Source organism: Acidovorax sp. MR-S7 (genome assembly GCF_000400995.2).
Lineage (GTDB): Bacteria > Pseudomonadota > Gammaproteobacteria > Burkholderiales > Burkholderiaceae_C > MR-S7.
Map to the genome: position 1 here is coordinate 1 of NZ_DF238937.1, position 23,807 is coordinate 23,807.

22 protein-coding genes are annotated in these 23,807 nt (G+C 68.4%); 12 read left to right on the top strand and 10 right to left on the bottom strand.

What is annotated here, in order from left to right:
- The first annotated feature begins 81 nt into the window (after nt 1-81).
- Nucleotides 82-489 carry a GtrA family protein gene (locus AVS7_RS23855; RefSeq protein ID WP_024001575.1) on the top strand — a complete coding sequence of 136 codons (408 nt, stop codon included), beginning with the start codon at nt 82-84 and terminating at the stop codon, nt 487-489.
- A 225-nt stretch (nt 490-714) separates the two neighbouring features.
- Here the strand turns inward: AVS7_RS23855 and AVS7_RS13715 are convergent, their stop codons facing one another.
- The 6 genes from AVS7_RS13715 to metK form a co-directional block, all read right to left on the bottom strand.
- On the bottom strand, nt 715-2,463 hold the full coding sequence (locus AVS7_RS13715; protein WP_020228982.1) for a glycosyltransferase: 1,749 nt from the start codon (nt 2,461-2,463) through the stop codon (nt 715-717).
- Nucleotides 2,464-2,526: 63 nt separating this feature from the next.
- The gene (locus tag AVS7_RS13720; RefSeq protein WP_049696926.1) at nt 2,527-4,542 is read right to left on the bottom strand and encodes a tetratricopeptide repeat protein; all 2,016 of its coding nucleotides are present in this window, start codon (nt 4,540-4,542) and stop codon (nt 2,527-2,529) included.
- Between the two features lie 101 nt (nt 4,543-4,643).
- Nucleotides 4,644-5,681, bottom strand: a complete 1,038-nt coding sequence (locus AVS7_RS13725; RefSeq protein ID WP_020228984.1) for a bifunctional nicotinamide-nucleotide adenylyltransferase/Nudix hydroxylase — start codon at nt 5,679-5,681, stop codon at nt 4,644-4,646.
- A gap of 40 nt (nt 5,682-5,721) precedes the next feature.
- Nucleotides 5,722-6,546 (bottom strand): cysteine hydrolase, encoded by an 825-nt coding sequence (locus tag AVS7_RS13730; RefSeq protein WP_020228985.1) that lies wholly within the window; start codon nt 6,544-6,546, stop codon nt 5,722-5,724.
- A gap of 66 nt (nt 6,547-6,612) precedes the next feature.
- The gene (locus AVS7_RS13735) at nt 6,613-6,798 is read right to left on the bottom strand and encodes a DUF1328 domain-containing protein (RefSeq protein WP_020228986.1); all 186 of its coding nucleotides are present in this window, start codon (nt 6,796-6,798) and stop codon (nt 6,613-6,615) included.
- 227 nt (nt 6,799-7,025) lie between these two features.
- Nucleotides 7,026-8,207 carry a methionine adenosyltransferase gene (gene metK, locus AVS7_RS13740; RefSeq protein WP_020228987.1) on the bottom strand — a complete coding sequence of 394 codons (1,182 nt, stop codon included), beginning with the start codon at nt 8,205-8,207 and terminating at the stop codon, nt 7,026-7,028.
- A 135-nt stretch (nt 8,208-8,342) separates the two neighbouring features.
- On the opposite strand from metK, the gene AVS7_RS13745 reads away from it, so the two are divergent.
- Together AVS7_RS13745 and AVS7_RS13750 are read left to right on the top strand one after the other, a co-directional pair.
- Nucleotides 8,343-9,197, top strand: coding sequence for a lysophospholipid acyltransferase family protein (locus AVS7_RS13745; protein ID WP_020228988.1), 855 nt, complete (start codon nt 8,343-8,345; stop codon nt 9,195-9,197).
- Nucleotides 9,198-9,205: 8 nt separating this feature from the next.
- A complete protein-coding gene (locus AVS7_RS13750; protein ID WP_034690980.1) occupies nt 9,206-10,075 on the top strand; it encodes a lysophospholipid acyltransferase family protein in 870 nt (289 codons plus the stop codon).
- Nucleotides 10,076-10,129: 54 nt separating this feature from the next.
- On the opposite strand, the gene AVS7_RS13755 is transcribed toward AVS7_RS13750, so the two are convergent.
- Entirely contained in the window at nt 10,130-11,038 is a 909-nt protein-coding gene (locus AVS7_RS13755) for an alpha/beta fold hydrolase (RefSeq protein ID WP_020228990.1), read from the bottom strand.
- A gap of 3 nt (nt 11,039-11,041) precedes the next feature.
- Entirely contained in the window at nt 11,042-11,962 is a 921-nt protein-coding gene (locus tag AVS7_RS13760) for a LysR family transcriptional regulator (protein ID WP_020228991.1), read from the bottom strand.
- Between the two features lie 94 nt (nt 11,963-12,056).
- Between AVS7_RS13760 and AVS7_RS13765 the strand changes: the two genes are divergently transcribed.
- The 4 genes from AVS7_RS13765 (at nt 12,057) to AVS7_RS13780 (ending at nt 16,085) form a co-directional block, all read left to right on the top strand.
- A complete protein-coding gene (locus tag AVS7_RS13765; RefSeq protein WP_020228992.1) occupies nt 12,057-13,025 on the top strand; it encodes a tripartite tricarboxylate transporter substrate binding protein in 969 nt (322 codons plus the stop codon).
- A 182-nt stretch (nt 13,026-13,207) separates the two neighbouring features.
- A complete protein-coding gene (locus tag AVS7_RS13770) occupies nt 13,208-14,188 on the top strand; it encodes a tripartite tricarboxylate transporter substrate binding protein (RefSeq protein WP_020228993.1) in 981 nt (326 codons plus the stop codon).
- A gap of 26 nt (nt 14,189-14,214) precedes the next feature.
- The gene (locus tag AVS7_RS13775) at nt 14,215-15,264 is read left to right on the top strand and encodes an isocitrate/isopropylmalate dehydrogenase family protein (protein ID WP_020228994.1); all 1,050 of its coding nucleotides are present in this window, start codon (nt 14,215-14,217) and stop codon (nt 15,262-15,264) included.
- Entirely contained in the window at nt 15,264-16,085 is an 822-nt protein-coding gene (locus AVS7_RS13780) for an amidohydrolase (protein ID WP_020228995.1), read from the top strand. The genes AVS7_RS13775 and AVS7_RS13780 overlap by 1 nt, the downstream gene beginning before the upstream one ends.
- Here the strand turns inward: AVS7_RS13780 and yihA are convergent.
- Nucleotides 16,071-16,787, bottom strand: coding sequence for a ribosome biogenesis GTP-binding protein YihA/YsxC (gene yihA, locus AVS7_RS13785; RefSeq protein ID WP_020228996.1), 717 nt, complete (start codon nt 16,785-16,787; stop codon nt 16,071-16,073). The genes AVS7_RS13780 and yihA overlap by 15 nt on opposite strands.
- 85 nt (nt 16,788-16,872) lie before the next feature.
- On the opposite strand from yihA, the gene AVS7_RS13790 reads away from it, so the two are divergent.
- From AVS7_RS13790 to AVS7_RS13810, 5 genes are all read left to right on the top strand, one after another.
- A complete protein-coding gene (locus AVS7_RS13790; RefSeq protein WP_020228997.1) occupies nt 16,873-17,502 on the top strand; it encodes a cytochrome c in 630 nt (209 codons plus the stop codon).
- 128 nt (nt 17,503-17,630) lie between these two features.
- Nucleotides 17,631-19,766 carry a cytochrome c biogenesis protein ResB gene (locus AVS7_RS13795; protein WP_020228998.1) on the top strand — a complete coding sequence of 712 codons (2,136 nt, stop codon included), beginning with the start codon at nt 17,631-17,633 and terminating at the stop codon, nt 19,764-19,766.
- Nucleotides 19,763-21,097 (top strand): c-type cytochrome biogenesis protein CcsB, encoded by a 1,335-nt coding sequence (gene ccsB / locus AVS7_RS13800; protein WP_020228999.1) that lies wholly within the window; start codon nt 19,763-19,765, stop codon nt 21,095-21,097. Before AVS7_RS13795 ends, ccsB begins: the two co-directional genes overlap by 4 nt.
- A 174-nt stretch (nt 21,098-21,271) precedes the next feature.
- The gene (gene msrP, locus AVS7_RS13805; protein ID WP_020229000.1) at nt 21,272-22,246 is read left to right on the top strand and encodes a protein-methionine-sulfoxide reductase catalytic subunit MsrP; all 975 of its coding nucleotides are present in this window, start codon (nt 21,272-21,274) and stop codon (nt 22,244-22,246) included.
- Nucleotides 22,246-22,857 carry a sulfite oxidase heme-binding subunit YedZ gene (locus tag AVS7_RS13810; RefSeq protein WP_020229001.1) on the top strand — a complete coding sequence of 204 codons (612 nt, stop codon included), beginning with the start codon at nt 22,246-22,248 and terminating at the stop codon, nt 22,855-22,857. Before msrP ends, AVS7_RS13810 begins: the two co-directional genes overlap by 1 nt.
- 64 nt (nt 22,858-22,921) lie before the next feature.
- On the opposite strand, the gene AVS7_RS13815 is transcribed toward AVS7_RS13810, so the two are convergent.
- A complete protein-coding gene (locus AVS7_RS13815; RefSeq protein ID WP_024001581.1) occupies nt 22,922-23,755 on the bottom strand; it encodes an MBL fold metallo-hydrolase in 834 nt (277 codons plus the stop codon).
- Nucleotides 23,756-23,807 lie beyond the last annotated feature (52 nt).

Below are 23,807 nucleotides of genomic sequence, written 5' to 3' on the forward strand. Positions count from 1 at the left end.
CGCCCAGGCTCATTTGCTTCATGTCGGCAATGTCTCACATCACGCGGGTGGCGGCAGGGTTGTGCAGACCTTCCTTAGGTCGTGAGTAAGGCAATTGCTTCGGATAAGGGAGAAAGAATTGGGAGATGGCTGCGCTTTTTCATCGGTGGAGTGCTGAACACCGGATTGAGTTATGCAGTTTATTTGTTGCTTCGTACGATTTTTGCGTATCAGACCGCGTATGCGATAGCTTATATCGTAGGCATTGTATTTGGTTATCTTTTCAATGCCAGGCTTGTTTTTAATGTTGAGTGGTCCTGGAAGGGGTTTTGGGCCTATCCGCTTGTCTACTTTTTGCAGTATATTGGTTCAGCCGTGTTGTTGGGATTATTTATCGAGCGCCTCGCTGTCAGCGAAGTGATCGCGCCGATGGTGGTGAGTGCGGTGATGGTACCGGTGACTTATGCAATGAGTCGCTGGGTTTTGTCTTGGACCCGTCATCGTGGCTGATGTCAGTGTTCATTGGATGAACTTGCGCCACTATCCGCTGATGTAATGACCCAGCAGAACCTGCACAGGTCATGCCGTACAGCGCGGTATTGATCGCCGCTGCGGTCAAGCGCCAACTAGCTTGCGGCTAAGAGCTGAATTGTTTAAAGCGGACTCTTTGGTGTATTGGGGCGGTTATGGTTGGGCTTGTTTTTTGTTTTTTTGATCCTGCCTGTTGAGGATTTCTCATTTCGCCATGCACAGCAGCGTCGTGGCTGCCATGTATTTCAGTACGCTGAACCAAGAGTTGAAGATGCGTGACTTTCCCTCGGCGCGCGGGTTCATCGACACAGGCACTTCTTGAATGGTCAGTCCAGCCCGGCGTATCAACAACAGGGCGCCCAGATCCTGGTAATCGAGCAGTGTGGCTTCGCGGGAAGCCAGCACGGTCATGGCGTCTCGGTTATAGAGTCGGAAGCCGGAGGTCAGATCGCGCAGGTCGAATCCTGCCAGTTGGCGAAACCATTGCCAGGCAATTTGGCGCAATCGGCTGGCGCGTTCGGGGTAGGCGCCAACAATCAAGTCGGCTTCATGGCGCGACTGGAGCAGTGTGGGAATTTCACTTACCTCATGCTGGCCGTCGGCGTCCATGGTGATGACGGCCTGGTAGCCATGGCGCAGGGCATGGCGGATGCCTGCTTGCATTCCACCCCATGCACCCATGGGGAGCACTGGGTTGAGCACCTGCGCTCCGGCAGCGCGCGCAATGGCACCGGTTTCATCTGTGCTCTGGTCGTTGATGACCAACACGTTGTCCCAGCCAGCGGTTTTCAGGTGTTGGAGCACCGCGCCGATGGCGGCGGCTTCATTGCGCGCGGGGATGACGATCAGCACGTCGCGTCTGTGTGCTGATCGGTGACCTGTTTCCGGTGCTGCCAGGGCATATTGCGCGAAAACGCCGTTTTCGCAAGCGGTGATGGAAAAATGCTGTCTAAAAGCCTGCTGCCCAGCTTGACCCCATTGGGTGCGCAATGCGGGATTGTTTCCCGCATGCTCGATGGCAGCCTGCCAGCCGGGTATGTCTTCCACTGGCACCTGCAGGCCGGCGCCTGCCGTGGCAACTACCCAGGGCATGCCCGAGCCCGGCAGTGCCGACACGATGCACGGCCGTGCGTGTTGCATGGCTTCCAGTAGAACCAGGCCGAAGGATTCGGTGCGCTCGCGCGAAGCCATGCAGAACACGTCGCAGGTGCGGAGCAAGGCGTCTTTCTGGGAGTCATCGACCAGCAGGCGCACATTCGGGGGCTGGCCGGTGGGGGTGTGGGCTTCGATCAGCGCCTGAAGTTCGCTGCGCAGTTCTCCGTCTCCCACGATCAGCAACTCCACGTTCTTCAGCCCGGAGACGGCTTGGATCAGTGTCTCGAAGCCTTTGAAATATGCCAGCCTGCCGATGGATAGCAGGCGCAGCGTGCCGTTGCGCCAGGGAAGAGAGGCGGTTGGGCTGTTCTGGGCGGGGAGGGATAGTCCAAGGGGGACGACGGCGCATTTCTCTCGCCACGGTGCCAGGGGTTCGCTGGCTTCCAGATAGGGCGGGGAGGTGACGATGACGCGTTGCGCCCGCTTGAGCACGGCCTGCTCGAATGGCCGGTAGAGCCGATAGGCCAGTGCCAGGGTCGGGCGGATGGTCGATAGCACCACGTCGGCGTGCCAATGCACCACCCACGGCACCGCGCGCGCCTCGGCCAGGGTCAGTGCCCAGAGCGCGGAGTTGTTAGGCATGTGCAGGTGCAGCACGTCGGGCCTGTAGTGAGCGATGGCGCGCGCCAGCGCGGAGCGGAAGCCCACGGCGATGGGGGCGTAGACGAGTTGCGTCTGCACCGGCACGCGCACCAGCCAGGGCGGGTCATCCGCTTGCGGTGTGCCGTGCACCAGGGCCGAGGCGTCGATGCCCGCCTGGCGCTGGGCGCCGATCAGGTCGGCCAGGAACACTTCCATGCCGCCCCGGTAGGGCGGGTAGAACTTGCCGATGTGTAGAACGCGAAGAGCCACGGCTGCCTGCTACTGCTTCTGGGCCGCGAAGGTTTCACGCATGCGGGTGTATTGCGGGTTCTGGGGATGGATCTTGATCGCCTGGTCCAGGTCGCGCAGGCTGGCGGCTTGCTGGCCCAACTGGCGGTAGGCGAGGGCCCGGCCGTAAAGGGCCTGGGCGTCGGCGGGGTTGTGGGCGATGAGCTGGTCGAAGAGCTTGATGGCGGCTTGCGCATCGTTCTTGCCCACGTAGGCCATCCCCAGGCCGAGGACGAAGCGGGGCTCGCGAGGGTTGAGCCGCCACAGCGCCCGGAAGTCGCGGATGGCTTCGTCATACATTTGTGCGGCCATGGCGATTTCCGCCTGCCGCACGCGCATGAGGAGCAGTTGGTCTTTCGTGGCGTCTGTGCTCTTTTCGGCCAGGCTCAGCGCTGTGCTGTAGCTTTGGTGGGCCGTGGCGAGTTGGCCCAGGGCAGCGAGGGATTCGCCCCGGTGGTAGTGCAGGGCGTGGCTGGTGTAGCCCAGCGCTTGTGCTTGCGAGAACGCCTGGAGCGCCGCGGCGTCCTGGCGTTTCATTTGGAGGATGACACCGGAGTTGAACAGCGCGGTGCCGCCCAGTTCGCCCCGGTCTCCGAAGGTTTTCGCGATGGACAGGTTGCGCTGCGCCTGGTCCAGCATCTGCTGCTGCAGGTAGTAGTTGCCCAGGTTCACATAGGGGCGGCTGCGGCCCACGGCATTGGCCGGGGCTGCTGCGTCGGTTTTTTCTGCGGCGTCTGTCCAGGCGGTGAGTTCGTTGTGCAGCGATAGGTTGCGCTCGAATGCCAGCGTGCCGAGCACCAGGGCAGCCATGGCGCCCAGGGCGTAGATGGTGCGCGGCCGCAGGCCGGTGAGCAGGATGGCCAGCAGGCCGGGCAGCGTGGTGGCCCAGAGGTAGCTGCGGTACAGCACGAAGGGGTCTTGCACCCAGACGGTGGCGAATTCGGTGAAGAACCACAGCAGCGGAAAGAGCACGAGCAGCCCCGCGAGGCTCAGGGGCCCCGTGCGCCGCAGCAACAGCCATGCGGCACCCGCGAACAGGGCGAGATAGCCGATGGCTCCCGCGATGTGCCATGGGGAGGCGAGGCTCAGGGGAAACGCCGGCCGCAGGTCGATGGACAGCCACCCCAGGTACGGAACGATCCACCGCAGGCCATAGGCAAGGAAGAGCGCAGCCTGGTTCAGGACGCTCAAGGGATACATGTGCTGGCTGATGCCCGGCTGCAGCGCTTCCAGTTGCTGGGCATAGGCCAGGGACTGCGCATCGAAGAGGCGGCCCACCAGCCCGCTGTAGAAGTGCAGGAGCACAGCGGCGGCAGCGGCCAGGAGCAGCAGGGCGCCCCCCACCACCGCTGCCACATTCTTCCAGCCCGGGCGCCGGACGTAGATGTAGAGCGGAACGGCGATGGCGGCCGTCATGACGGCGTGCTCCTTGGACAGCACCGCCAGCGCGTAGCAAAGCACGGCCGCCAGGTACCAGAGCCAGCGCTGGGTGGCCAGCGCCCGCACCCACGCCAAACAGGCGAGCAGCGCGAACAGGGTTGCCATGAGGATGGACCGCTGGATGAGGTAGCCCACGGCATACACGGCGACCGGGTGGAGCGCGAACAGTGCGGTGCCCACCCGCACGGCGGCGATGCGGGACGCGGCAAAGTGTTCCTGCGCCTCGATGCTCTCCGGGAAGCGGGTGTGCACCAGCAGGGTCTTGAGCAGCGCATACATGGCTGCCACGGCGCCCAGGTGCAGCGCCACATTGACCAGGCGCTGCTTCCAGTAGCCCGGCCCGGCCAATTGCTCGACCCAGACGAAGCTGCCGTAGGACACCATGCGCTGCTTGAACTCCAGCAGGTTGCCGTAGGTGTTGAAAATGACCCGGTTCTTGAGCAATGACGTGTCGTCGAACAGAAGATCGTTCTGCAGGCCGGGCAGGTAGACGCCCAGCACGGCCAGGATGAGCATCAGGGCAAACACGTAAGAAAAGTACCTGGCCCGTTTTTCTTTATTTGGCATGGAGGTCATTGCGATGCGTTGGCTCCCTCGGTGTGAGGCGGGACCGGTCAAGAGGGATGTGACAGTGTAAACACCCCCTTTTTTGGAATGGTCCGAGGCGCTCAGGCGGGCGCCGTGAGGCCCAGGAAATGATCGAGCAGATGAAAGTGATCTTCGAAGAACGACGTTTCCATGCCCGCCAGGTGGTCCACCGGCACCCATTGCGCCTGCGCGGCGTCGTCGTCCGCACGCACGGCAGGCAAGCGCGCGTCGCCCAGGTCGAAATAGTGCGCGTGGGTGATCGTACGCCCACGCTGGCTGCGGTCTGGGTGGTCGAAGACGGTCACGGCGCGCAGCGCAGCGCGCAGAGTGGCTTCAGGCACGGCGCAGTGGGTTTCCTCGGCCAGTTCGCGCAGACAGGACTGCCAGAGGGTTTCGCGCGGTTCGATGAAGCCGCCGGGCACGGCCAGCAGGCCCTTGCCGGGGGCGTGGGCGCGGCGGATGAGCAGCACGTGATCCCGGCAGCGCAGCACCGCGTCCACGGTGACGAAGATGGGCGGGTAGGGCGCGTCGGCCCATGCCTGGCGGTAGTCGCGCAGCATGCGCCATTCCTGTTGCAGCGCGGCGTAGTGGGGCGTGCGCGCGAACTGCTCGAGCAGGCGGTGCGTGGCAGGGGGAATGTCCGCGGCCAGCGGCGCGAGCGCCGCGGCCACGGTGTCCGGCGTGGCGCCGAAGTAGGCATCGCGCAGGGTGGTGGCGTCCATGCCGCCCTGGCGCTCCATGCGGATGAGTTCCCAGTCGGGAAAGGCGTCCAGGTAGCTGCTGGTGGCGTCCTTGAAGTGGCCCACGAGGGCGATGCGCTCCTGCGGCCCGGCCAGCCGTGCGACGGCCTCGCGCACGGCGTGCGCCCAGATGGGCTCGTCGTAGTAGTCGCGCACGGGCAGCACGTTGAGGCGCGCGGCGTCTTCCAAGGGCAGGCTGCCGCGCAGCATGGCCTCGCGCTCTTGCCAGGTGAAGGGGTTCTTGGGCGTGCGCGCTTGGTAGGCTGAGCCGACGATGACGATGGCCCGTTGCGCGCGCGCCAGCGCCTCGCGCAGCAGGGCCACATGGCCGGCGTGGACGGGCTCGAACCGGCCGATGAGGATGGCGGTGTCGTACATGATTCAAAAAAGAGAGCTGCTTACGCTTGCTGGATAAGCGCTAGAGGCTGATTTGGCTTGAGTTGGCCAATTGTGCGCCCTGCGCGCGCATGGCGTCGAGAAAGGCTGTGTGCTGCGTCTCGAAGCCTGCCACGGGGCTCATGCAATCGGTCAGCAGCACGAGGCGGCTGGCATTCCAGCCGGGCGCGATGCGCGGCAGGTGCTGCACGATGTGTTCTGTGGTGGCGCGCACGCAGTGGCTGCTGGCCTCGCCGGCGATGAGCAGCAGGCCGGCGCGGCCCAGGTCTTCCAGCAGGCGGGTATTCAGGGCCGTGGCGGGGTCGGCCGGGTTGGGCACCTCGGCCTGCACGGCGCTGTAGTGCTCCGTCCACGGGTTCATGCCCTTGAACACGTGATGCACGGCGCGCAGTTGCCGTGCCTGCCATGCGCCGCAGGCCGCGAGCACGTCGGCGTGCACGCCGTGGCCCCAGCTGCCGATTTCGCAGTGCACGGGCCACACCATGAGCGTGTAGCGGCCCTGCGTTTCCAGCGCGTCCAGGTAGGCCAGCACGCGCGGCAGCGCCTGGGCGTCGCGCGGAGCGAAGGCGCCGGCGCGGACCTCGGCTGCGGTGATGGGCGTGAACGGCGGCACATCGCTGCCGTCGCCGCGCTGCCAGAACGGCGGATGGGCGATGTCGTAGCGCTGGTGCGAGTCCAGCGTGACGGTGATCTTCCCGATGCGCCCGCCCTGCATGCGGAGGAGCGCGGCCAGGCGCTGCATGTCCGCATGCGCGCCCGGCACGGGCAGCGTGGGCGCTGCGGCGCCCTCAGCGGGCAGGTCGCAGAAGTCGTTCTGGGGATCGATGGCGAGCAGGTGGACGGACATGGCGCGGAAGCGGTCGTGCAGAGCCCGCAGTGTAGGCAACTGCGCGGCCGCGCCCGGCCGCCGCCGTCATTTGAGCGCCTTGCGCGCAGCGCCGATGCCCAGCAGCGCCAGCACTAGGAACACGACGGCCAGCACCAGGAACAGCACGAACAGGACCTTGGCGATGGCGGCCGAGCCCGCGGCCACGCCGGTGAAGCCCAGCGCCCCGGCGATGAGCGAAATGATGGCGAAGATGATGGCGTACTTCAGCATGGCAGTTCCCTTTCGTTACGGGAGCAACGATAGGGAGCCGGGCACCATCCGGCCGTCGGTGTGGCGGCCAGGGCGATGTAGGAGCGGGGCGTGTGCTTACCGCCCGGCCGCTGCACGCAGCGCTTGGGCTTTGTGGCTTCGGCCCGGCCCTGCGGGCCTTCACTTCGCTGCGCGAAATGAGCCTGCGCCGCAAGGCTGCCGAATCCGCTGGCGCGGATTGCCGGGCTTTACAGCCCGGCCGCTGCACGCAGCGCGGCAGCCTTGTCCGTCCTCTCCCAGGTGAACTCGGGCTCCTCGCGGCCGAAGTGGCCGTAGGCGGCGGTCTTCTGGTAGATCGGGCGCAGCAGGTCGAGCATCTGGATGATGCCCTTGGGCCGCAGGTCGAAGTGCTCCAGCACCAATTGCGCGATCTGCTCGTCGGGGATCACGCCCGTGCCCTCGGTGTAGACCGTGACGTTCATCGGCCGCGCCACGCCGATGGCGTAGGCCACCTGGATCTGGCACTGGCGTGCCAGGCCTGCGGCCACGATGTTCTTGGCCACGTAGCGCGCAGCGTAGGCGGCGCTGCGGTCCACCTTCGTCGGATCCTTGCCGCTGAACGCGCCGCCGCCGTGCGGGCAGGCGCCGCCGTAGGTGTCCACGATGATCTTGCGGCCCGTCAGGCCGCAGTCGCCCTGCGGGCCGCCGATGACGAAGCGGCCCGTGGGGTTGATGAGGTACTTGGTGTCCTGCAGCCACTCCTTGGGCAGCACGGGCTTGATGATCTCCTCGATGATGGCCTCGGTGAAGCTGGCCTTCATCTTGGTGGGTGTCTCGCTCTGGTCGGGGTGGTGCTGGGTGGAGAGCACCACGGTGTCGATGCTGTGCGGCTTGCCGTCCACGTAGCGCATCGTCACCTGGCTCTTGGCGTCGGGCCGCAGGAAGGGCAGGCGGCCGTCCTTGCGCAGCTGTGCCTGGCGCTCGACTAGGCGGTGCGCGTAGTAGATGGGCGCGGGCATCAGCTCGGGCGTCTCGTCGCAGGCGTAGCCGAACATCAGGCCCTGGTCGCCCGCGCCGGTGTTCAGGTGGTCGTCGCTCGCGTGGTCCACGCCCTGGGCGATGTCGTTGCTCTGCTTGTCGTAGGCCACCAGCACCGCGCAGCCCTTGTAATCGATGCCGTAGTCGGTGTTGTCGTAGCCGATGCGCTTGATGGTGTCGCGCGCCACCTGGATGTAGTCCACGTGGGCGTTGGTGGTGATCTCGCCGGCCAGCACGACCAGGCCGGTGTTGGTCAGCGTCTCGGCAGCCACGCGCGAGCGGGGGTCCTGCTCGAAGATCGCGTCGAGGATCGCATCCGAGATCTGGTCGGCCACCTTGTCGGGGTGGCCCTCGGAAACCGATTCGGAGGTGAAGAGGAAATCGTTCGCCATTTGAATAAACTCCTGTGTTCAGCACTTTTGGGCGTTGCCCGCAGTCCTTGAGGAGCCTGTGGCGAACGCTTTAGCAGTTGTGTTTAACGTCGCCCTGCAAGTTGCTCAGTTAACTCGGCGACGTCCGCCATTTTAATGCCATCTGTCTTCCGCTTCCTTTCCGCACTGCCGCTCCGGCTGCTGCACGCCATCGGCGCGCTGCTGGGGTGGGTGGCGTTCGGCGCCTCGGCCACGTACCGGCGGCGCTTTCTGGAGAACGCCGCGCGCGCAGGCTACCGGCTGCGCGAAGTGCGCTCGGCCGTGGGCCACGCGGGCCGCATGGTGGCCGAAGCGCCGCGCCTGTGGCTCGCGCCGGCGCTGCCGCCGTGCGAGGTGCGCGGTGCCGAATGCGTGGAGCGCGCGTGGGAGGCGGGGCGGGGCATCGTCTTCCTCACGCCGCACATCGGCTGCTTCGAGATGTCGGTGCAAGAGGGGGCGCGGCGCTGGGCGCCCGAGCACGGCCCCTTCACCATCCTCTACCGCCCCGCGCGCCAGCCCTGGCTGGCCCGCGTGATGCAGACGGCGCGCAACCGCCCCGGCATCCACGCGGTGCCGACCACGCTGCAGGGCGTGCGCCAGATGCTCAAGGCGCTGCGCGCGGGCCGCGCCGTGGGCCTGCTGCCCGACCAGGTGCCGCCGCAGGGGCAGGGCCTGTGGTCGCCGTTCTTCGGCCGCGACGCCTACACCATGACGCTGGCCGCGCGCCTTGTGCAGCAGACGGGCGCCGCCGTGATCCTTGCGCGCTGCGAGCGCCTGCCCAGCGGGCGTGGCTACGTGCTGCATCTGGAGGATCTGCCCGAGCCCCTGGCCCCTACACTCGACGCCGCCGTGCGGCAGATCAACCAAGCCATGGAACACCTCATCCGCCAAAGCCCCGGGCAGTACCTCTGGGGCTACGCCCGTTACAAGCAGCCGCGCGCCGAGGCGCACACGGTGGAGACGGGCGCGTGACGTCGCGGCTGGCATCACGTGTGGGCATCGCGCTGCTGAATCTGCTGGGCCGCCTGCCGCTGCCCGCGCTGCGCGCACTGGGCGCCTTCATCGGCCGGGTGCTGTTCGTGCTGGCCGCGCCGCGGCGCAAGGTGGCGCTGCGCAACCTGGCGCTGTGCTTTCCCGACGTGCCCGAAGCGCAGCGCCGCGCCTGGGCGCGCGAGTCGTTCGAGGTGTTCTGCCAGACCTTCCTCGACCGGGGCTGGCTCTGGTCCGCGCCTGAATCGGTGGTGCGCAGCCGCGTGCAGCTCACTGGCGCGGTGCACGAGCTAGAGGGCGACACGCCCACCATCGTCTTCGCGCCGCACTTCTACAGCATGGACGCGGGCGGGCTGGCGCTGCCTTTGAGCACCACGCGCGAATTCACCTCGATCTTCGCCACCAACCCCGACCCGGTGCTGGACGCCTGGTTCATGGGCGGGCGCCAGCGCTTCGGCAACGTGCGCATGCTCAACCGCGCCGACGGGGTCAAGCCCATCGTCTCGTGCCTGCGCAAGGGCGGGCTGCTGTACCTGCTGCCCGACATGGACTATGGGCCCACCGACTCGGTCTTCGTGCCCTTCTTCGCCGTGCCCGATGCGGCCACCATTCCCTCGCTCTCGCGCTTCGCGCGCCTGGGCCGCGCCAAGGTCGTCGCGCTCTACAGCCGCATGACACCCGAGGGCTACGTGGCCGAACTCACGCCCGCGTGGGAACACTTCCCCACCGACGACCACGTGGCCGACACCGCGCGCATGAACCGCGAGCTGGAGGCGGCCATCCGCACCATGCCCGCGCAGTACTACTGGGTGCACCGGCGCTTCAAGACGCGGCCCGAGGGGCAGCCGCCGCTTTATTGAAGAAAAACGGTGCCAGCGCTTGTCCAGCAAGCGCAACCAGCTATCAGAAATGAATCATTCCGCGAGGAAGGCGGCCAGCTCGCACTGCACCAGCGCTGGCTGCTCGTGCACGATCCAGTGCGTGGCACCTTCCACGCGGCGCACCTGCAGGCGCGGCACCCATTGCTCCAGACCGTCGAGCAAACCGGGCAGCAGGGCGGGGTCGTCCATGCCCCAGAGCACGCGCGTGGGCGCCTGCACGGCCAGCATCTCCGGCGGCAGCTGCAGGGCGTGGATGCCCTCGTCGCCCGCAGCCGGCGGCCTGAGCGGGCTGGCGCGGTAGTAGTGGCAGGGGCCGGCCAGGCCCGCGCTCCAGAGCGCCTGGTATCGCGCGCGCAACTCGGGCGTGAGCCAGCCGGGCGCATTGCCGTCGGCGCGGCGGAAGAAGTTGAACAGGCGGCGAAAGCCGTCCTCGGCCAGCAGCGCCTCGGCATCGGGACGGCGCAGGAAGTGCATGTAGGCGCTGGCGCGCTGCTGGGCGGCGCTGGTTTGCAGCTCGCGCAGGAACGTGCCCGCGTGCGGCGCGTTGAGCACCATCAGCCGCTCCAGCAGCGCCGGGTGCTGGTTGGCGAGGCTCCACGCCAGCGCGCCGCCCCAGTCGTGCGCCACCACGGCCGAGGCGCGCCCGCCCTCGGCGGCGATCAGCGCGGCCAGGTCTTGCACCAGCAGCCGGGGGCGGTAGTCGGCTTGTGCAGCGGGTGCGCTCGACGGCGCGTAGCCGCGCAGGAACGGCGCTACGCAGCGGTAGCCGCCATGGGCCGGATCGGCGAAGCGGGCCAGCAGCGCGTCCCAGACGAAAGCGCCCTCGGGAAATCCGTGCAGGAACAGCAGCAGCGGGCGGCCCGGCGCACCTGCCACGCGGCAGTGCAGGGTGATGCCGTGCGGCAGGGCATGCGCGGTTTCTTGTACGGGGGCGTGCGTCATGTGCTATTTCTTTCGTAGCTGCTTGCGCTTGACGGGTAAGCGCTGGAGGCTTATTTCATTCAAATTGTCGAAAAATGCCTGTGCCGCAGGCGACAGCGGCCGGCCGCGCCGGCGCACCACGCCCACGCTGCGCGCGATGCGCGGGGCCACCAGCGGCACGCCGACGAGGGAGGTGCCTGCGGCCAGCGCCAATTGCGGCACCGCGCCCACGCCCACGCCCGCCTCGGCCAGGCTCAGCACGGCGGGCACGTGCTGCGCTTCGCAGTGCCAGCGCGGGCGGGCGCCGCTGCCGGCCAGGCCCTGCTCGATCAGCAGCCGGTTGCCGCTGCCCGGCGCCAGCGCGATGCAATCGTGCGCGGCCAGTTCGGCCCAGCTGACTTCCGGGCGTTGCGCCAGCGGGTGGTCGCGGCGGCAGGCGAGCACGAAGGGCTCGTCCACCAGCGGGTCGAAGTCCAGGTCGGGCTCCTGCGTGCCCAGGTAGCTGATGCCGAAGTCGGCCTCCGCGCGCGCTACCGACATCAGGATTTCCGGCGCCGGCTGGTCCAGCACGCGCAGGCGGATGCGCGGAAAGCGCTGCTGGAAACCGCGCGCGGCCCGTGCCACGAAGTTGTCCACGGCCGAGGGGATGCAGGCCACGGTGACCAGGCCGTGGATGCGCTCGGCCAGGTCGGCCATGCCCAGCAACGCGCCCCCCAGCTCGGCCAGCACGTGCCGCGCGCGCGGCAGGAAGGCGCGGCCCATGGCGTTCAGCTCCACCTTGCGCGTGCTGCGCTCCAGCAGGCGAAAGCCCAGCGCCTGCTCCAGCTTGTCCACGCGACGCGACAGGGCGGGTTGCGACAGGTGCAGCGCCTCGGCGGCGGCGCGGAAGCTGGCGAGGTCGGCCACGGCGACGAAGGCGCGCAGGTCGGAAAGGTCGAAATTCATGCGCAAAGCAAATCAATCCAACAGATCTTTGCAATTTACAGCCAAGCGCGTTGCCGCGACGATGCGCGGCATTCGATTGCTACGGAGATTGCGCATGTTCATCCCCCGCTGGAAGGCCACCCTGGCCGGCCTCGCCCTCGTTCCGCTGGCCGCCGTGGCCCAGGCCCCCTGGCCCGCGCGCGCCATCACGCTCATCGTGCCCTTCGCCGCGGGCGGCGGCACCGACAGCATCGCGCGCGACATCGCCAAGAACATGGCCGAGCGGCTGGGCCAGCCCGTGGTGGTGGACAACCGTGGCGGCGCGGGCGGCGCCATCGGCGCCCAGGCCGTGGCCAAGGCCGCGCCGGACGGCTATACGCTGCTGTTCGCCACATCGACCTTCGCCACCAACGCGGCCGTGGAGCCCAAGCTGCCCTACGACCCGGTGAAGGACTTCGCGCCCGTGGCCATGATCGGTCGCGGCCCGCTGCTGGTCGTCACCAGCAAGCAGCTCGGCGTGGGCAGCGTGGCCCAGCTCGTGGCGGCGGCCAAGGCTAGGCCCGAGGGGCTGAACTTCTGCTCCGCCGGCAACGGCAGCATCAACCACCTGGCGGGCGAGATGTTCCGCCAGAAGACGGGCCTTGCGATGACGCACGTGCCCTTCAAGGGCAGCGCCCCGGCCACGGTGGAGCTGCTGTCCGGGCGCGTGGACCTGTTCTTCGCCACCGTGCCCACGATCCAGAGCCACCTGAAGGACAACCAGCTCGGCCTGCTGGCCGTGACCAGCGCCAAGCGCTCGCGCCTGTTCCCCGACCTGCCCACGCTGGCCGAGGCCGGCGTGCCGGGCTACGACGTGACCACTTGGTGGGGCGTGCTGGCGCCCGCCAAGACGCCCGCGCCCATCGTCGAGGCACTGAACCGCGCCGTGAACGAATCGGCCGCCGCCGAACCGGTCAAGGGCCGGCTGCAGCACGAGGGCGCCGACCCGGTGCGCCTGACGCCCGCCGCGTTCGGCGAGGAGTTGCGCAAGGAGCTGGCGCTGTGGCGCAACGTAGCCGCCGCGCCGGGCATGCAACTGAAATGAAACGACAACCCCCTGAGACGCTTCGCGTCTTCCCCCTTCTCTCTACGCGCTGCGCGCTAAGGGAAGGGGGACGCAGCCAGCGCGGCGGGGCGGCCCTTGCGCGGCTGCCTGCGCATGGGGTGCGCCAGTTTCATGCCGTGTGGGTGGCGCGCAGCGCCGTGGAAAACTGAAGGAGACACGCTATGCAACACACCTTGTCCCGCCGCAGCTTCGTGGGCGCTTCCACCGCGCTGGCCCTGGCCGGCTGGGCCCGTGCCCAGGACGGCTACCCGAACAAGCCCCTCACCGTCATCGTGCCCTACGCGCCGGGCGGGCAGGGCGACGTGTTCGCGCGCCTCGTCGGCGAGCCGCTGGCGCGCGCGCTCGGCCAGCCCGTGGTGGTGGACAACCGCCCCGGTGCCAGCGGCGCGCTGGGCACCCGGCTGGCTGCGCGCGCGCCGGCCGACGGCTACACGCTGCTCATGGGGCAGACGGGTGAGATCGCCATCAACGGCGCCGCCATGAAGAACCCGGGCTACGACGCGCTCAAGGATCTGCGCGCCGTGGCCCTGGTGGGCGATGCGCCGCTGGTGCTGGCCGTGCCCGCCGCCTCGCCGTTCAGAACCCTGGCCGATCTGGTGCAGGCTGCGCGCGAGCGGCCGGGCAGCGTGGCCTACGCCTCGTCGGGCACGGCCACGCCGGGCCACCTGGCCGCCGCCGAACTGGCCGCGCGCACCGGCACGCAGATGACGCACGTCCCCTACAAGGGCGCGGGCCAGGCCATCACCGACCTGATCGGCGCGCAGGTGCAGTTCTTCTTCGCCAGCGCTTCGTCCATCGTCGGGCACGTGAAGGGCGGCAAGGTGCGGGCACTGGCCGTCTCCAAGCCCGCACGCATTGCCGCGCTGCCTGGCGTGCCCGCGGTGTCGGACACGCTGCCGGGCTTCGCCTTCAGCCTCTGGGGCGGCTACTTCGCCCCGCGCGGCACGCCCGATGCGGTGGTCGAACGGCTGGCGGGCGAGATCGGCCGCATCACCGGCCAAGGGCCGCTGCGCGATCGCCTGGAGGCGGAGGGCAGCGCGGTGGAGCCCGGCACGCCCAAGAGCTTCGACGCCTTCGTGCGTGCCGAGGTCGACAAATATGCGCGGCTGGTCAAGGCCGCGGGCGCCACACTCGAAGGCTGAGCCTTTCAACGAACGGAAAACTTCTCATGAAAATCGTCGTACTCCCCGGGGATGGCATCGGCCCCGAAACCATGGCCGCCACGGTAGAAGTGCTGCAGGCCGCATCCCAGCGCTTCGGCCTGGATCTGCAGCTCGATCACGACGTAGCCGGGCACGAAAGCCTGCGCCGCCACGGCACCACCGTCACCCCCGCGCTGCTGGCCAAGGTGAAGGCGGCCGACGGGCTGATGCTCGGCCCCATGTCCACCTACGACTACACGGACGAGATCAATCCGTCCAGGTTCTTCCGCAAGGAGCTGGACCTGTACGCCAACATCCGCCCCGCGCGCACCTGGCCCGGCGTGCCGCACAAGGTGGACGCGTTCGACCTCGTGGTGGTGCGCGAGAACACCGAGGGCTTCTATGCCGACCGCAACATCGCCTCCGGCGGCAGCGAGATGCTCATCACGCCCGACGTGGCGGTGTCGCTGCGGCGCATCACGCGCGGCTGCTGCGAGCGCATCGCGCGCTCGGCTTTCGAACTGGCGATGACGCGCAAGCGCCACGTGAGCATCGTGCACAAGGCCAACGTGCTCAAGCTGGGCGACGGCATGTTCATCGAGGAATGCCAGCGCGTGGCGCGCGACTTCCCCGAAGTGCAGGTGGACGAGTTCATCGTCGACGCCATGATGGCCCACGTGGTGCGCGCGCCGCAGCGCTTCGACGTGATCGTCACCACCAACATGTTCGGCGACATCCTCTCGGACCTGACGGCCGAGCTCTCGGGCAGCCTGGGCCTGGGCGGCTCGGTCAACGCCGGACGCGACCACGCCATGGGCCAGGCCGCGCACGGCTCGGCGCCCGACATCGCGGGGCAGGACATCGCCAATCCGTTCTCGCTGATCCTCTCGGCCGGGCAACTGCTGGGCTGGCACGGCCAGCGCCACGGCCTGCCGGCCTTCCTGGCGGCGGCTGAGGCCATCGAGCGCACCGCCGCCGCCGCCGTGGAGGCGGGCGAGGCCACGCGCGACGCGGGCGGCCGCCTGGGTACGGCCGCCACCGGGCGCGCCTTCGCGCAGCGCCTGCAGGGGGCGTGATGGTCGCCGGCGCGTGCGACTGCCACACGCACGTTTTCGGCCCGCGCGCCGACTACCCCATGGTGGACGCGCGCCACTACACGCCCGGGCCCGCGCCGCTGGCTGCGCTGCGCGCGCACCTCGCGGGCCTGGGGCTGGAGCGCGTAGTGCTGGTGCAGCCCAGCGTCTACGGCACCGACAACCGCTGCTTGCTCGACGCGCTGGCGGCGCTGGATGGCGCGGGGCGCAGCATCGCCGTGCTGGAGGATGGCGTAGACGCCGCTGCGCTGCGCGAGCTGCATGCGCGCGGGATGCGCGGCGTGCGGATCAATCTGGAAAGCGCGGGGCTGCGCGACATCGCGGGCACACGCGCCCTGCTGCAGGCCTGGAGCGCGCGCGTGGCCGACCTTGGCTGGCATGTGCAGCTCTATGCCGCCCAGCCCGTGGTGCTGGCGCTGGCCGAGGATCTTGCACGGCTGCCGTCGCCCGTGGTGCTCGACCACTTCGCGCTGGCCGATGCGCTGCCCGGTGCGGATGCGTTGACGGATCTGCTGCGCACGGGGCGCGTCCACGTGAAGCTCTCGGCGCCGTATCGCCTGGCATCGCCCTCCCTGGCCGATGCCTGGGCACGCCATTTAACCGACGCGGCGCCCGGCGCGCTGCTGTGGGCGAGCGACTGGCCGCACACGGCGCGCGACCCGGGCCGCGCGGCGCACGAGGTCAGTGCCTACCGTGTGGTGCCGGCGGATGCGCTGCGCGAGCAGATCGCGCGCTGGCTGCCCGGCGTGGAACTGCGCCGCCGCGTGCTGGCGGACAACCCCGCGCGGCTATACGGGTTCTGAACCGGGTTCGGCATCCGGCGCGGCGGCGGGTTCCATCGCAGGGTGGGACCACTGCCACAGCAGCTGCACCACCTCGTCCACGCCCTGTCTCTTGAGCGCGGAGAACATCCGCACCTCGCCGCCGCCGGCCTGCAGCCGCGTGATCGACAGCGCCTTGGCCTGCTCGGCGCGCGTGAGCTTGTCGGCCTTGGTGAGCAGTACCAGGAACTTCAGCCCCGCCTCCACGCGCGGGCGCACGGCGTCGAGCAGCGCCTCGTCCAGCTCCGTCAGCCCCAGGCGCGGGTCGCACAGCAGCACGATGGCCGTGAGGCTCTCGCGGCTGATGAGGTAGTTGAGCATCACGCGCTGCCAGCGCTGCTTGTCGTCGCGCGACACGGCGGCGTAGCCGTAGCCGGGCAGGTCAGCCAGCACCGCGTCCATCACGCCCTGGCGGCCCAGCGCGAACAGGTTGATGTGCTGGGTGCGGCCGGGCTTCTTGGAGGCAAAGGCGAGCTGGCGCTGCTGCGTGAGCGTGTTGATGCAGGTGGACTTGCCCGCGTTGGAGCGGCCGACGAAGGCGATCTCCGGCACGGTGATCTCGGGCAGGTGGTGCAGTTGGGCGGCGGTGGTCAGAAAGCGCGCGGTGTGCATCCATCCCAGTGCGGCCTTGGCATCGGGCAATTCGGGCAGGCCGGGCGCCGGTGCGTGCGGTGTGGTTGACATAGATCGGGTTTTCAGGGGATGGAGCGAAACAGGGTGCATTGTAGAATCGCGGGGTTTTGCCGCTCGTTACACAAGAACCCCCGATATGAAGTTGCTCGCCTCCTTGCTGATGTCTGCCGCGCTGGCAGCTCCCGCTTTTCCGGCCCTTGCAGCGGGCGAAACGCCGAAGGCCGCCAAGCCCGACCTCGCCAAGGGCGAGGCCAGCTACGCTGCCGTGTGCGTGGCCTGCCACGCGGCCGACGGCAACTCAACCATCGCCGCCAATCCCAAGCTGGCGCAGCAGCACCCCGAATATCTGGTCAAGCAGCTGCAGGAGTTCAAGTCCGGCAAGCGCGCCGACCCTGTGATGCAGGGCATGGCCGCGATCCTGTCGGAAGACGACATGCGCAACGTGTCCTGGTGGCTGGCCTCCCAGAAGGCCAAGGACGGCTTCTCCAAGGACAAGGACCTCGTCGCCCTGGGCGAGCGCATCTACCGCGGCGGTATCCAGGACCGCAACATCGCCGCCTGCGCGGGCTGCCACAGCCCCAACGGCGCCGGTATCCCGGCGCAGTACCCGCGCCTGTCCGGCCAGCATGCCGACTACACGGTCAAGCAGCTGGCGGACTTCCGCGACGGCAAGCGCGGCAACAACGCGCAGATGCGCGACGTGGCGGCCAAGCTCAACGACCGCGAGGTCCGGGCCGTGGCCGACTACATCGCCGGCCTGCGTTGATTCACGTCAAATTCCCCGGGGTGCGCAGGTGCGCCTCCGGAACCTACCGCCGATAATCACACCCAAGACGGGCGGGCGCATCTGAACGGATGGCCCGCCCTTTTCTCTTTCGGGCTCTGCCGTCTTCCATGTCTGATCTTCCTTCCAGCAGCGGCGCCCGGCGCCCGTACGCCACGCGGTCGCTGACCGAGCTGCTGGCGTCCATGCGCTTCGCGATCGCGCTGCTCACGGTGATCTGCATCGCCTCGGTGATCGGCACGGTGCTCAAGCAGCACGAGCCCGCCGCCAACTACGTGAACCAGTTCGGGCCGTTCTGGGCCGAGCTGTTCCTGGCGCTCAAGCTCAACGCGGTCTACAGCGCGTGGTGGTTCCTGCTGATCCTGGCGTTCCTGGTGGTGAGCACCTCGCTGTGCATCGCGCGGCACGCGCCCAAGTACCTGGCGGACATCCGCAACTACAAGGAAAACATCCGCGAAAAGAGCCTGCAGGCCTTCCACCACAAGGCGCAGGCCGACCTGGCGGGCGAGGCGCCCGAGGCTGCCGCGCGCCGCATCGGGCAGATGCTGGCCTCCGTGGGCTGGAAGGTGCGCCTGCAGCAGCGCGAGACGGCCACCGGCGCGGGCTGGATGGTGGCGGCCAAGGCGGGCGCGGCCAACAAGATCGGCTACATCGCCGCGCACAGCGCCATCGTGCTCATCTGTCTGGGCGGGCTGCTCGACGGCGACCTGATCGTGCGCGCGCAGATGTGGTTCGGCGGCAAGACGCCCTACGCGGGCGGCGGGCTGATCTCCGAGGTCAAGCCCGAGCACCGCCTGTCCGAGCGCAACCCAACCTTCCGCGGCAACCTGGTGGTGGCTGAGGGCACGCAGTCGGCTACGGCCATCCTGAGCCAGTCCGACGGCGTGCTGCTGCAGGAGCTGCCGTTCGCGGTGGAGCTCAAGAAATTCATCGTGGAGCACTACTCCACCGGCATGCCCAAGCTGTTCGCCAGCGAGATCGTGATCCACGACAAGGCCACGGGCGAGGTCACGCCCGCGCGCGTGGAGGTGAACCACCCGGCCAGCTACAAAGGCATCGAGATCTACCAGTCCAGCTTCGACGACGGCGGCTCGCACGTGCGCCTGCGCGCGCGGCCCATGGTGCCGGGCGCGCGGGAGTTTGAGGTGGAGGGCACGATCGGCGGCGCCACGCAGCTCACGCACACGGGCACGGGCGAGGCGCTCACGCTCGAATACGCGGCGCTGCGCGTGCTCAACGTGGAGAACTTCGGCGACACGGGCGGCACCTCGGGCGCTGACGTGCGCAAGGTGGACTTGCGCCAGTCCATCGAATCGCGCCTGGGTGCGGGCAACAAGACGGTCACCCGGCGCGAGCTGCGCAACGTGGGCCCCAGCGTGACCTACAAGCTGCGCGACGCGGCCGGCCAGGCGCGCGAGTTCCACAACTTCATGCTGCCCGTGGACACGGGCGACGGCCAGCCCATGTACATGCTGGGCGTGCGCGAGACGCCGGCCGAGCCCTTCCGCTACCTGCGTGTGCCGGTGGACCACGAGGGCGGGCTGGACGGCTTCCTGCGCATGCGCCTGGCGCTTGCCGACCCCGCGCAGCGCGAGCAGGCCGTGCGCCGCTATGCGGCCGTGGCGGTGGACGGCGCGCGGCCGGAGCTGGCCGCGCAGCTCGCGCAGTCGGCGCTGCGCGCGCTCACGCTGTATGCGGGCGAGCGCGACGCACAGGGGCGCATGCATGGCGGCCTGCAGGCGATCTCGGACTTCATGGAAACCAACGTGCCCGAGGCCGAGCGCGAGCGCGCGGGCGAGGTGTTGGTGCGCATCCTCAACGGCGCGCTGTTCGAGCTGGCACAGATGACGCGCGAGCAGGCCGGCCTGCCGCCGCTGCCTTCCGACGCGCAGACGCAGGCCTTCATGACGCAGGCCGTGCTGTCGCTGTCGGATGCGCAGCTCTACCCCGCGCCCATGGTCTTCGAGCTGCGCGACTTCGAGCAGGTGCAGGCCAGCGTGTTCCAGGTGGCGCGCGCGCCGGGCAAGAACGTCGTCTACCTCGGCTGCACGCTGCTGATCCTGGGCATCTTCGCCATGCTCTACGTGCGCGAGCGCCGCGTCTGGGTCTGGCTGGCCCCGCAGGATGCGGGCACCCATGCCACGATGGCACTTTCCACCAACCGCAAGACGCTGGACGGCGGGCGCGAGTTCGCGCGCCTGAGCGGCCAGCTCCTCGGCTCCCACCCCCACGGAGGTTCCGCATGAACACCGCCACGCAGACGTTCACGCTCAACGAAGGTTTCCTCGCGCGCCGCAACTGGCTGGACTGGCTGTTCGCCCTGGCCGTACTGGCCGGCGGGCTGTTCGCGCTGCAGCGCTACGGCGCGTGGATGGACGGCTACGAGAAAGGCATCCTGCTCGGCACCATCCCCTGCGCGATCTGGCTGGGCTGGTTCTGGCGGCCGCTGCGCGCGCTGATGTTCGCCGTGGCGGCGTGCTCGCTGCTGGCCATCGCGCTTTACCAGGGCGAGGGCGGCGGCGATCTGGCGCGGGCCGACACGGTGTTCCTGCTGAAATACTTCCTGTCCAGCCAGTCGGCCATCCTGTGGATGAGCATGCTGTTCTTCATGAGCACGGCGTTCTACTGGGTGGGCATGTTCTCGCGCGGCGAGGGCACGGCCATGATGCGCATCGGCTCGCGCGTGGCCTGGGTGGCGGTGGCGCTGGCGCTCATCGGTACCATGGTGCGCTGGTACGAGAGCTACCAGATCGCGCCCGACATCGGCCACATCCCCGTGAGCAACCTCTACGAGGTGTTCGTGATGTTCTGCTGGATGACGGCGGCGTTCTACCTCTACTACGAGGAGCAGTACGCCACACGCGCGCTCGGCGGCTTCGTGATGCTGGTGGTGAGCGCGGCCGTGGGCTTCCTGCTCTGGTACACGGTGGTGCGCGAGGCGCACGAGATCCAGCCGCTGGTGCCCGCGCTCAAGAGCTGGTGGATGAAGCTGCACGTGCCGGCCAACTTCATCGGCTACGGCACCTTCGCGCTGTCGGCCATGGTGGCCTTCGCCTACCTGATCAAGCAGCAGGCCGGCGAGACGCGCTGGTACAAGCTCGCGCCGCTGTGGCTGCTGGGCGTGGTGCTGTGCTTCGAGCCCATCGTCTTCCGCCAGGGCGCCACAGGGAACGGCGGCAGCTACTGGATGGTGTATTTCGGCATCTCTGCGCTCATCGTGGGCGGCATCCTGCTCGCGCGCCGGCGCATCGCCGAGCGCCTGCCGCCGCTGGAGGTGCTGGACGACGTGATGTACAAGGCCATCGCCGTCGGTTTCGCGTTCTTCACCATCGCCACCGTGCTCGGCGCGCTGTGGGCGGCCGAGGCCTGGGGCGGCTACTGGAGCTGGGACCCCAAGGAAACCTGGGCGCTGATCGTCTGGCTCAACTACGCGGCCTGGCTGCACATGCGCCTCATGAAGGGGCTGCGCGGCACCGTCTCCGCCTGGTGGGCGCTGGTGGGGCTGGCGGTGACCACGTTCGCCTTCCTGGGCGTGAACATGTTCCTCTCGGGACTGCACAGCTACGGCACGCTGTAAAAAAAGGAGCTGCCTGCGCTTGATTGGCAAGGATTTGGCGGTGAATACTGCTCAAAGCCGGCTGTTGGCAAGCGCGACCAGCTATCGTTTTTGAAGGCCCATGAGGCCCTGCGCCGTGCAGGGCCGGGCGTCCTGAGGCAGACTCGCCAGACGTCCAGCCATTGGAGGCCCGCCATGCCCGTCCGCATTCGACCCACCGGATTCGACCACCCGCGCGCCAGCGAGATCACGCCGCGCGCCGTGTACGCGCAGCGCCGCGACCTGCTGCGCCTGCTGGCCGGCGGCGCGGCCGGGGCGGCGCTGGCCGCGTGGGCGGGGCGCGAGGCGCTCGCGGCGCAGGCGCTGGCGGGCACGCGCTCGGCCGTACCCGGCGCGGTGACCATGGAAAAGCCCACCGCCTACAAGGACGCGACCACCTACAACAACTTCTACGAATTCGGCACCGACAAGGCCGACCCCGCGCGCAACGCCCACACCCTCAAGACCCGCCCGTGGACGGTGGAGGTGGAAGGCCTGGTCAACAAGCCGCGCCGCTTCGACATCGACGAGCTGCTCAAGCTCTCGCCGATGGAGGAGCGCATCTACCGCCTGCGCTGCGTGGAAGGCTGGTCCATGGTGATCCCGTGGGTGGGCTATTCGCTGGCCGAGCTCATCAAGCGCGTGGAGCCGCAGGGCAGCGCCAAGTACGTGGAGTTCGTCACCCTGGCCGACAAGGCCACCATGCCCTACGTGGGCTCGCGCGTGCTCGACTGGCCCTACACCGAGGGCCTGCGCATGGACGAAGCCCTGCACCCGCTCACGCTGCTCACCTTCGGCATGTACGGCGAGGTGCTGCCCCACCAGAACGGCGCGCCGGTGCGCATCGTCGTGCCGTGGAAATACGGCTTCAAGAGCGCCAAGAGCATCGTGAAGATCCGCTTCGTCGAGAAGGAGCCGGGAACCGCCTGGAACAAGGCCGCGCGGCAGGAATACGGCTTCTATTCCAACGTGAACCCCGACGTGGACCATCCACGCTGGAGCCAGGCCACCGAGCGCCGCATCGGCGAGGACGGCCTGTTCGCCAAGAAGCGCAAGACGCTGCTGTTCAACGGCTACGAGGCCCAGGTGGGCCAGCTCTACGCGGGCATGGACCTGAAGAAGTTCTATTGATGGCTGCCGCGCCCCGCGGCCGCTGGCTGCAGCACCGCGCGGCCAAGCCGCTGCTCTTCACGCTGTGCCTGCTGCCTCTGGCATGGCTGGTGTATGGCGCGGCGACGGATGGCCTGGGCGCCAATCCGGCGGAGGCGCTGATCCGCGCCACGGGCGACTGGACGCTGCGCCTGCTGTGCCTGGCCCTGGCGGTGACGCCGGTGCGCATCGCGCTGGGAGTGCCGGCGCTGGCGCGCATGCGGCGCATGCTGGGGCTGTTCACGTTCTTCTATGCCGCGTTGCACCTGCTGTGCTACGCGTGGTTCGACATGGGGTTCGATGCGGCCGAGATCGCGCGCGACATCGCCAAGCGGCCCTTCATCCTGGTGGGCATGGCGGCCTTCGCGCTGCTGCTGCTGCTCGCCGCCACCTCCTTCAACCGCGCCATCCGCTGGCTGGGGGGGCGGCGCTGGCAGCGCCTGCACCGCGCCGTGTACCTGGTGGCGGTGCTGGCGGTGCTGCACTTCTTCTGGATGCGCGCGGGCAAGAACGACTTCGCCGAGGTGGCGGTCTATGCCGCCGTGCTGGCGGCGCTGCTGCTGGCGCGCGTGGTCCGCTGGCGGCGGACGTGATGCTATGGGTTGAATAGCTGCTCGCGCTTGCAGGATAAGCGCTGCAGCCGGATTTGGCTTGAAGTCAGCCGACCGCCTGCAGGGGCGGGCGCACCTGGCGCGTCACCGGGTCGATGTGCGCCGTGGGCACCTGGTAGGCGCGGTCGTCGAACAGGTCGATGCCGCACATCAGCGAGTCCAGCCAGTCGTAGAAATCGTTGATCGCCTGCTGGCCCATGATGGGCGCGCCGTGCTGCGGCACGAGCATGGCCACGTCGAGCGGGCGCACCATGCGCGTCCACAGGCGCAGGATCTTGTTGGAGACCATGTAGCGGCGGTGGAAGCCTTCCATGCGCGGGATGTGCGGCGCCAGCTCGGTCACCGGCACGCGCGCCTCGGCGCCCGAGGTCATGGACACGCCCAGGTCGCCCGTGAACAGGATGCGGCTGACCGGGTCGTAGAAGTGGAAATTGCCCTCCGAGTGCATGAAGTGCGCGGGCAGCAGCACCAGTTCGTGCCGCCCCAGCGGCAGGTGGCCGCCGCCGTCGGGCACGCCGATGACGCGGCCCTCGGTCTTGCCCAGCTTGGTGAAGTGCGGCGCGAAGCGCTCCCAGATGCGCGAGATGACCAGCGTGGCCTTGGTACTGGTCATCCAGCGGTCCAGCGAGGCGATGATGTCCGGGTCGGCGTGCGAGGCGATCAGGTAGGAGAGCTTGTGCGGCGGGAAATGCTTGGTCATTCCCATGAACAGCTCGTTGAAGGCCAGGTTGCCGCCCGGGTCGATGATGGCGCCGGTGTCCCCGTCCACGATCAGGAACTGGTTGGCCTGCACGGCCTGGCCATCCTCTTCGATGAGGTCCGAGAACATCAGACAGGCGTGGTGCTTGTCTCGGTAGAGTTCGAGAGGTTCCAGGGACATGCAGCGGACTTTCGCAATGAAAGTCGGAATGCTAGTCCCCCCTCTGTGGCTG

Excerpts from the sequence above, each read along its gene's own strand:
- AVS7_RS13760 (WP_020228991.1), bottom strand. The coding sequence starts at position 11,962 with ATGAATTTCGACCTTTCCGACCTGCGCGCCTTCGTCGCCGTGGCCGAC.
- AVS7_RS13775 (WP_020228994.1), top strand. The coding sequence starts at position 14,215 with ATGAAAATCGTCGTACTCCCCGGGGATGGCATCGGCCCCGAAACCATG.
- AVS7_RS13745 (WP_020228988.1), top strand. The coding sequence starts at position 8,343 with ATGCCATCTGTCTTCCGCTTCCTTTCCGCACTGCCGCTCCGGCTGCTG.
- AVS7_RS13720 (WP_049696926.1), bottom strand. The coding sequence starts at position 4,542 with ATGCCAAATAAAGAAAAACGGGCCAGGTACTTTTCTTACGTGTTTGCC.
- AVS7_RS13815 (WP_024001581.1), bottom strand. The coding sequence starts at position 23,755 with ATGTCCCTGGAACCTCTCGAACTCTACCGAGACAAGCACCACGCCTGT.
- AVS7_RS13765 (WP_020228992.1), top strand. The coding sequence starts at position 12,057 with ATGTTCATCCCCCGCTGGAAGGCCACCCTGGCCGGCCTCGCCCTCGTT.
- AVS7_RS13730 (WP_020228985.1), bottom strand. The coding sequence starts at position 6,546 with ATGTCCGTCCACCTGCTCGCCATCGATCCCCAGAACGACTTCTGCGAC.
- AVS7_RS13770 (WP_020228993.1), top strand. The coding sequence starts at position 13,208 with ATGCAACACACCTTGTCCCGCCGCAGCTTCGTGGGCGCTTCCACCGCG.
- AVS7_RS13790 (WP_020228997.1), top strand. The coding sequence starts at position 16,873 with ATGAAGTTGCTCGCCTCCTTGCTGATGTCTGCCGCGCTGGCAGCTCCC.
- ccsB (WP_020228999.1), top strand. The coding sequence starts at position 19,763 with ATGAACACCGCCACGCAGACGTTCACGCTCAACGAAGGTTTCCTCGCG.
- AVS7_RS13735 (WP_020228986.1), bottom strand. The coding sequence starts at position 6,798 with ATGCTGAAGTACGCCATCATCTTCGCCATCATTTCGCTCATCGCCGGG.
- AVS7_RS13780 (WP_020228995.1), top strand. The coding sequence starts at position 15,264 with ATGGTCGCCGGCGCGTGCGACTGCCACACGCACGTTTTCGGCCCGCGC.
- AVS7_RS13725 (WP_020228984.1), bottom strand. The coding sequence starts at position 5,681 with ATGTACGACACCGCCATCCTCATCGGCCGGTTCGAGCCCGTCCACGCC.
- AVS7_RS13795 (WP_020228998.1), top strand. The coding sequence starts at position 17,631 with ATGTCTGATCTTCCTTCCAGCAGCGGCGCCCGGCGCCCGTACGCCACG.
- AVS7_RS13715 (WP_020228982.1), bottom strand. The coding sequence starts at position 2,463 with ATGGAAGTGTTCCTGGCCGACCTGATCGGCGCCCAGCGCCAGGCGGGC.
- msrP (WP_020229000.1), top strand. The coding sequence starts at position 21,272 with ATGCCCGTCCGCATTCGACCCACCGGATTCGACCACCCGCGCGCCAGC.
- yihA (WP_020228996.1), bottom strand. The coding sequence starts at position 16,787 with ATGTCAACCACACCGCACGCACCGGCGCCCGGCCTGCCCGAATTGCCC.
- metK (WP_020228987.1), bottom strand. The coding sequence starts at position 8,207 with ATGGCGAACGATTTCCTCTTCACCTCCGAATCGGTTTCCGAGGGCCAC.
- AVS7_RS13755 (WP_020228990.1), bottom strand. The coding sequence starts at position 11,038 with ATGACGCACGCCCCCGTACAAGAAACCGCGCATGCCCTGCCGCACGGC.
- AVS7_RS13810 (WP_020229001.1), top strand. The coding sequence starts at position 22,246 with ATGGCTGCCGCGCCCCGCGGCCGCTGGCTGCAGCACCGCGCGGCCAAG.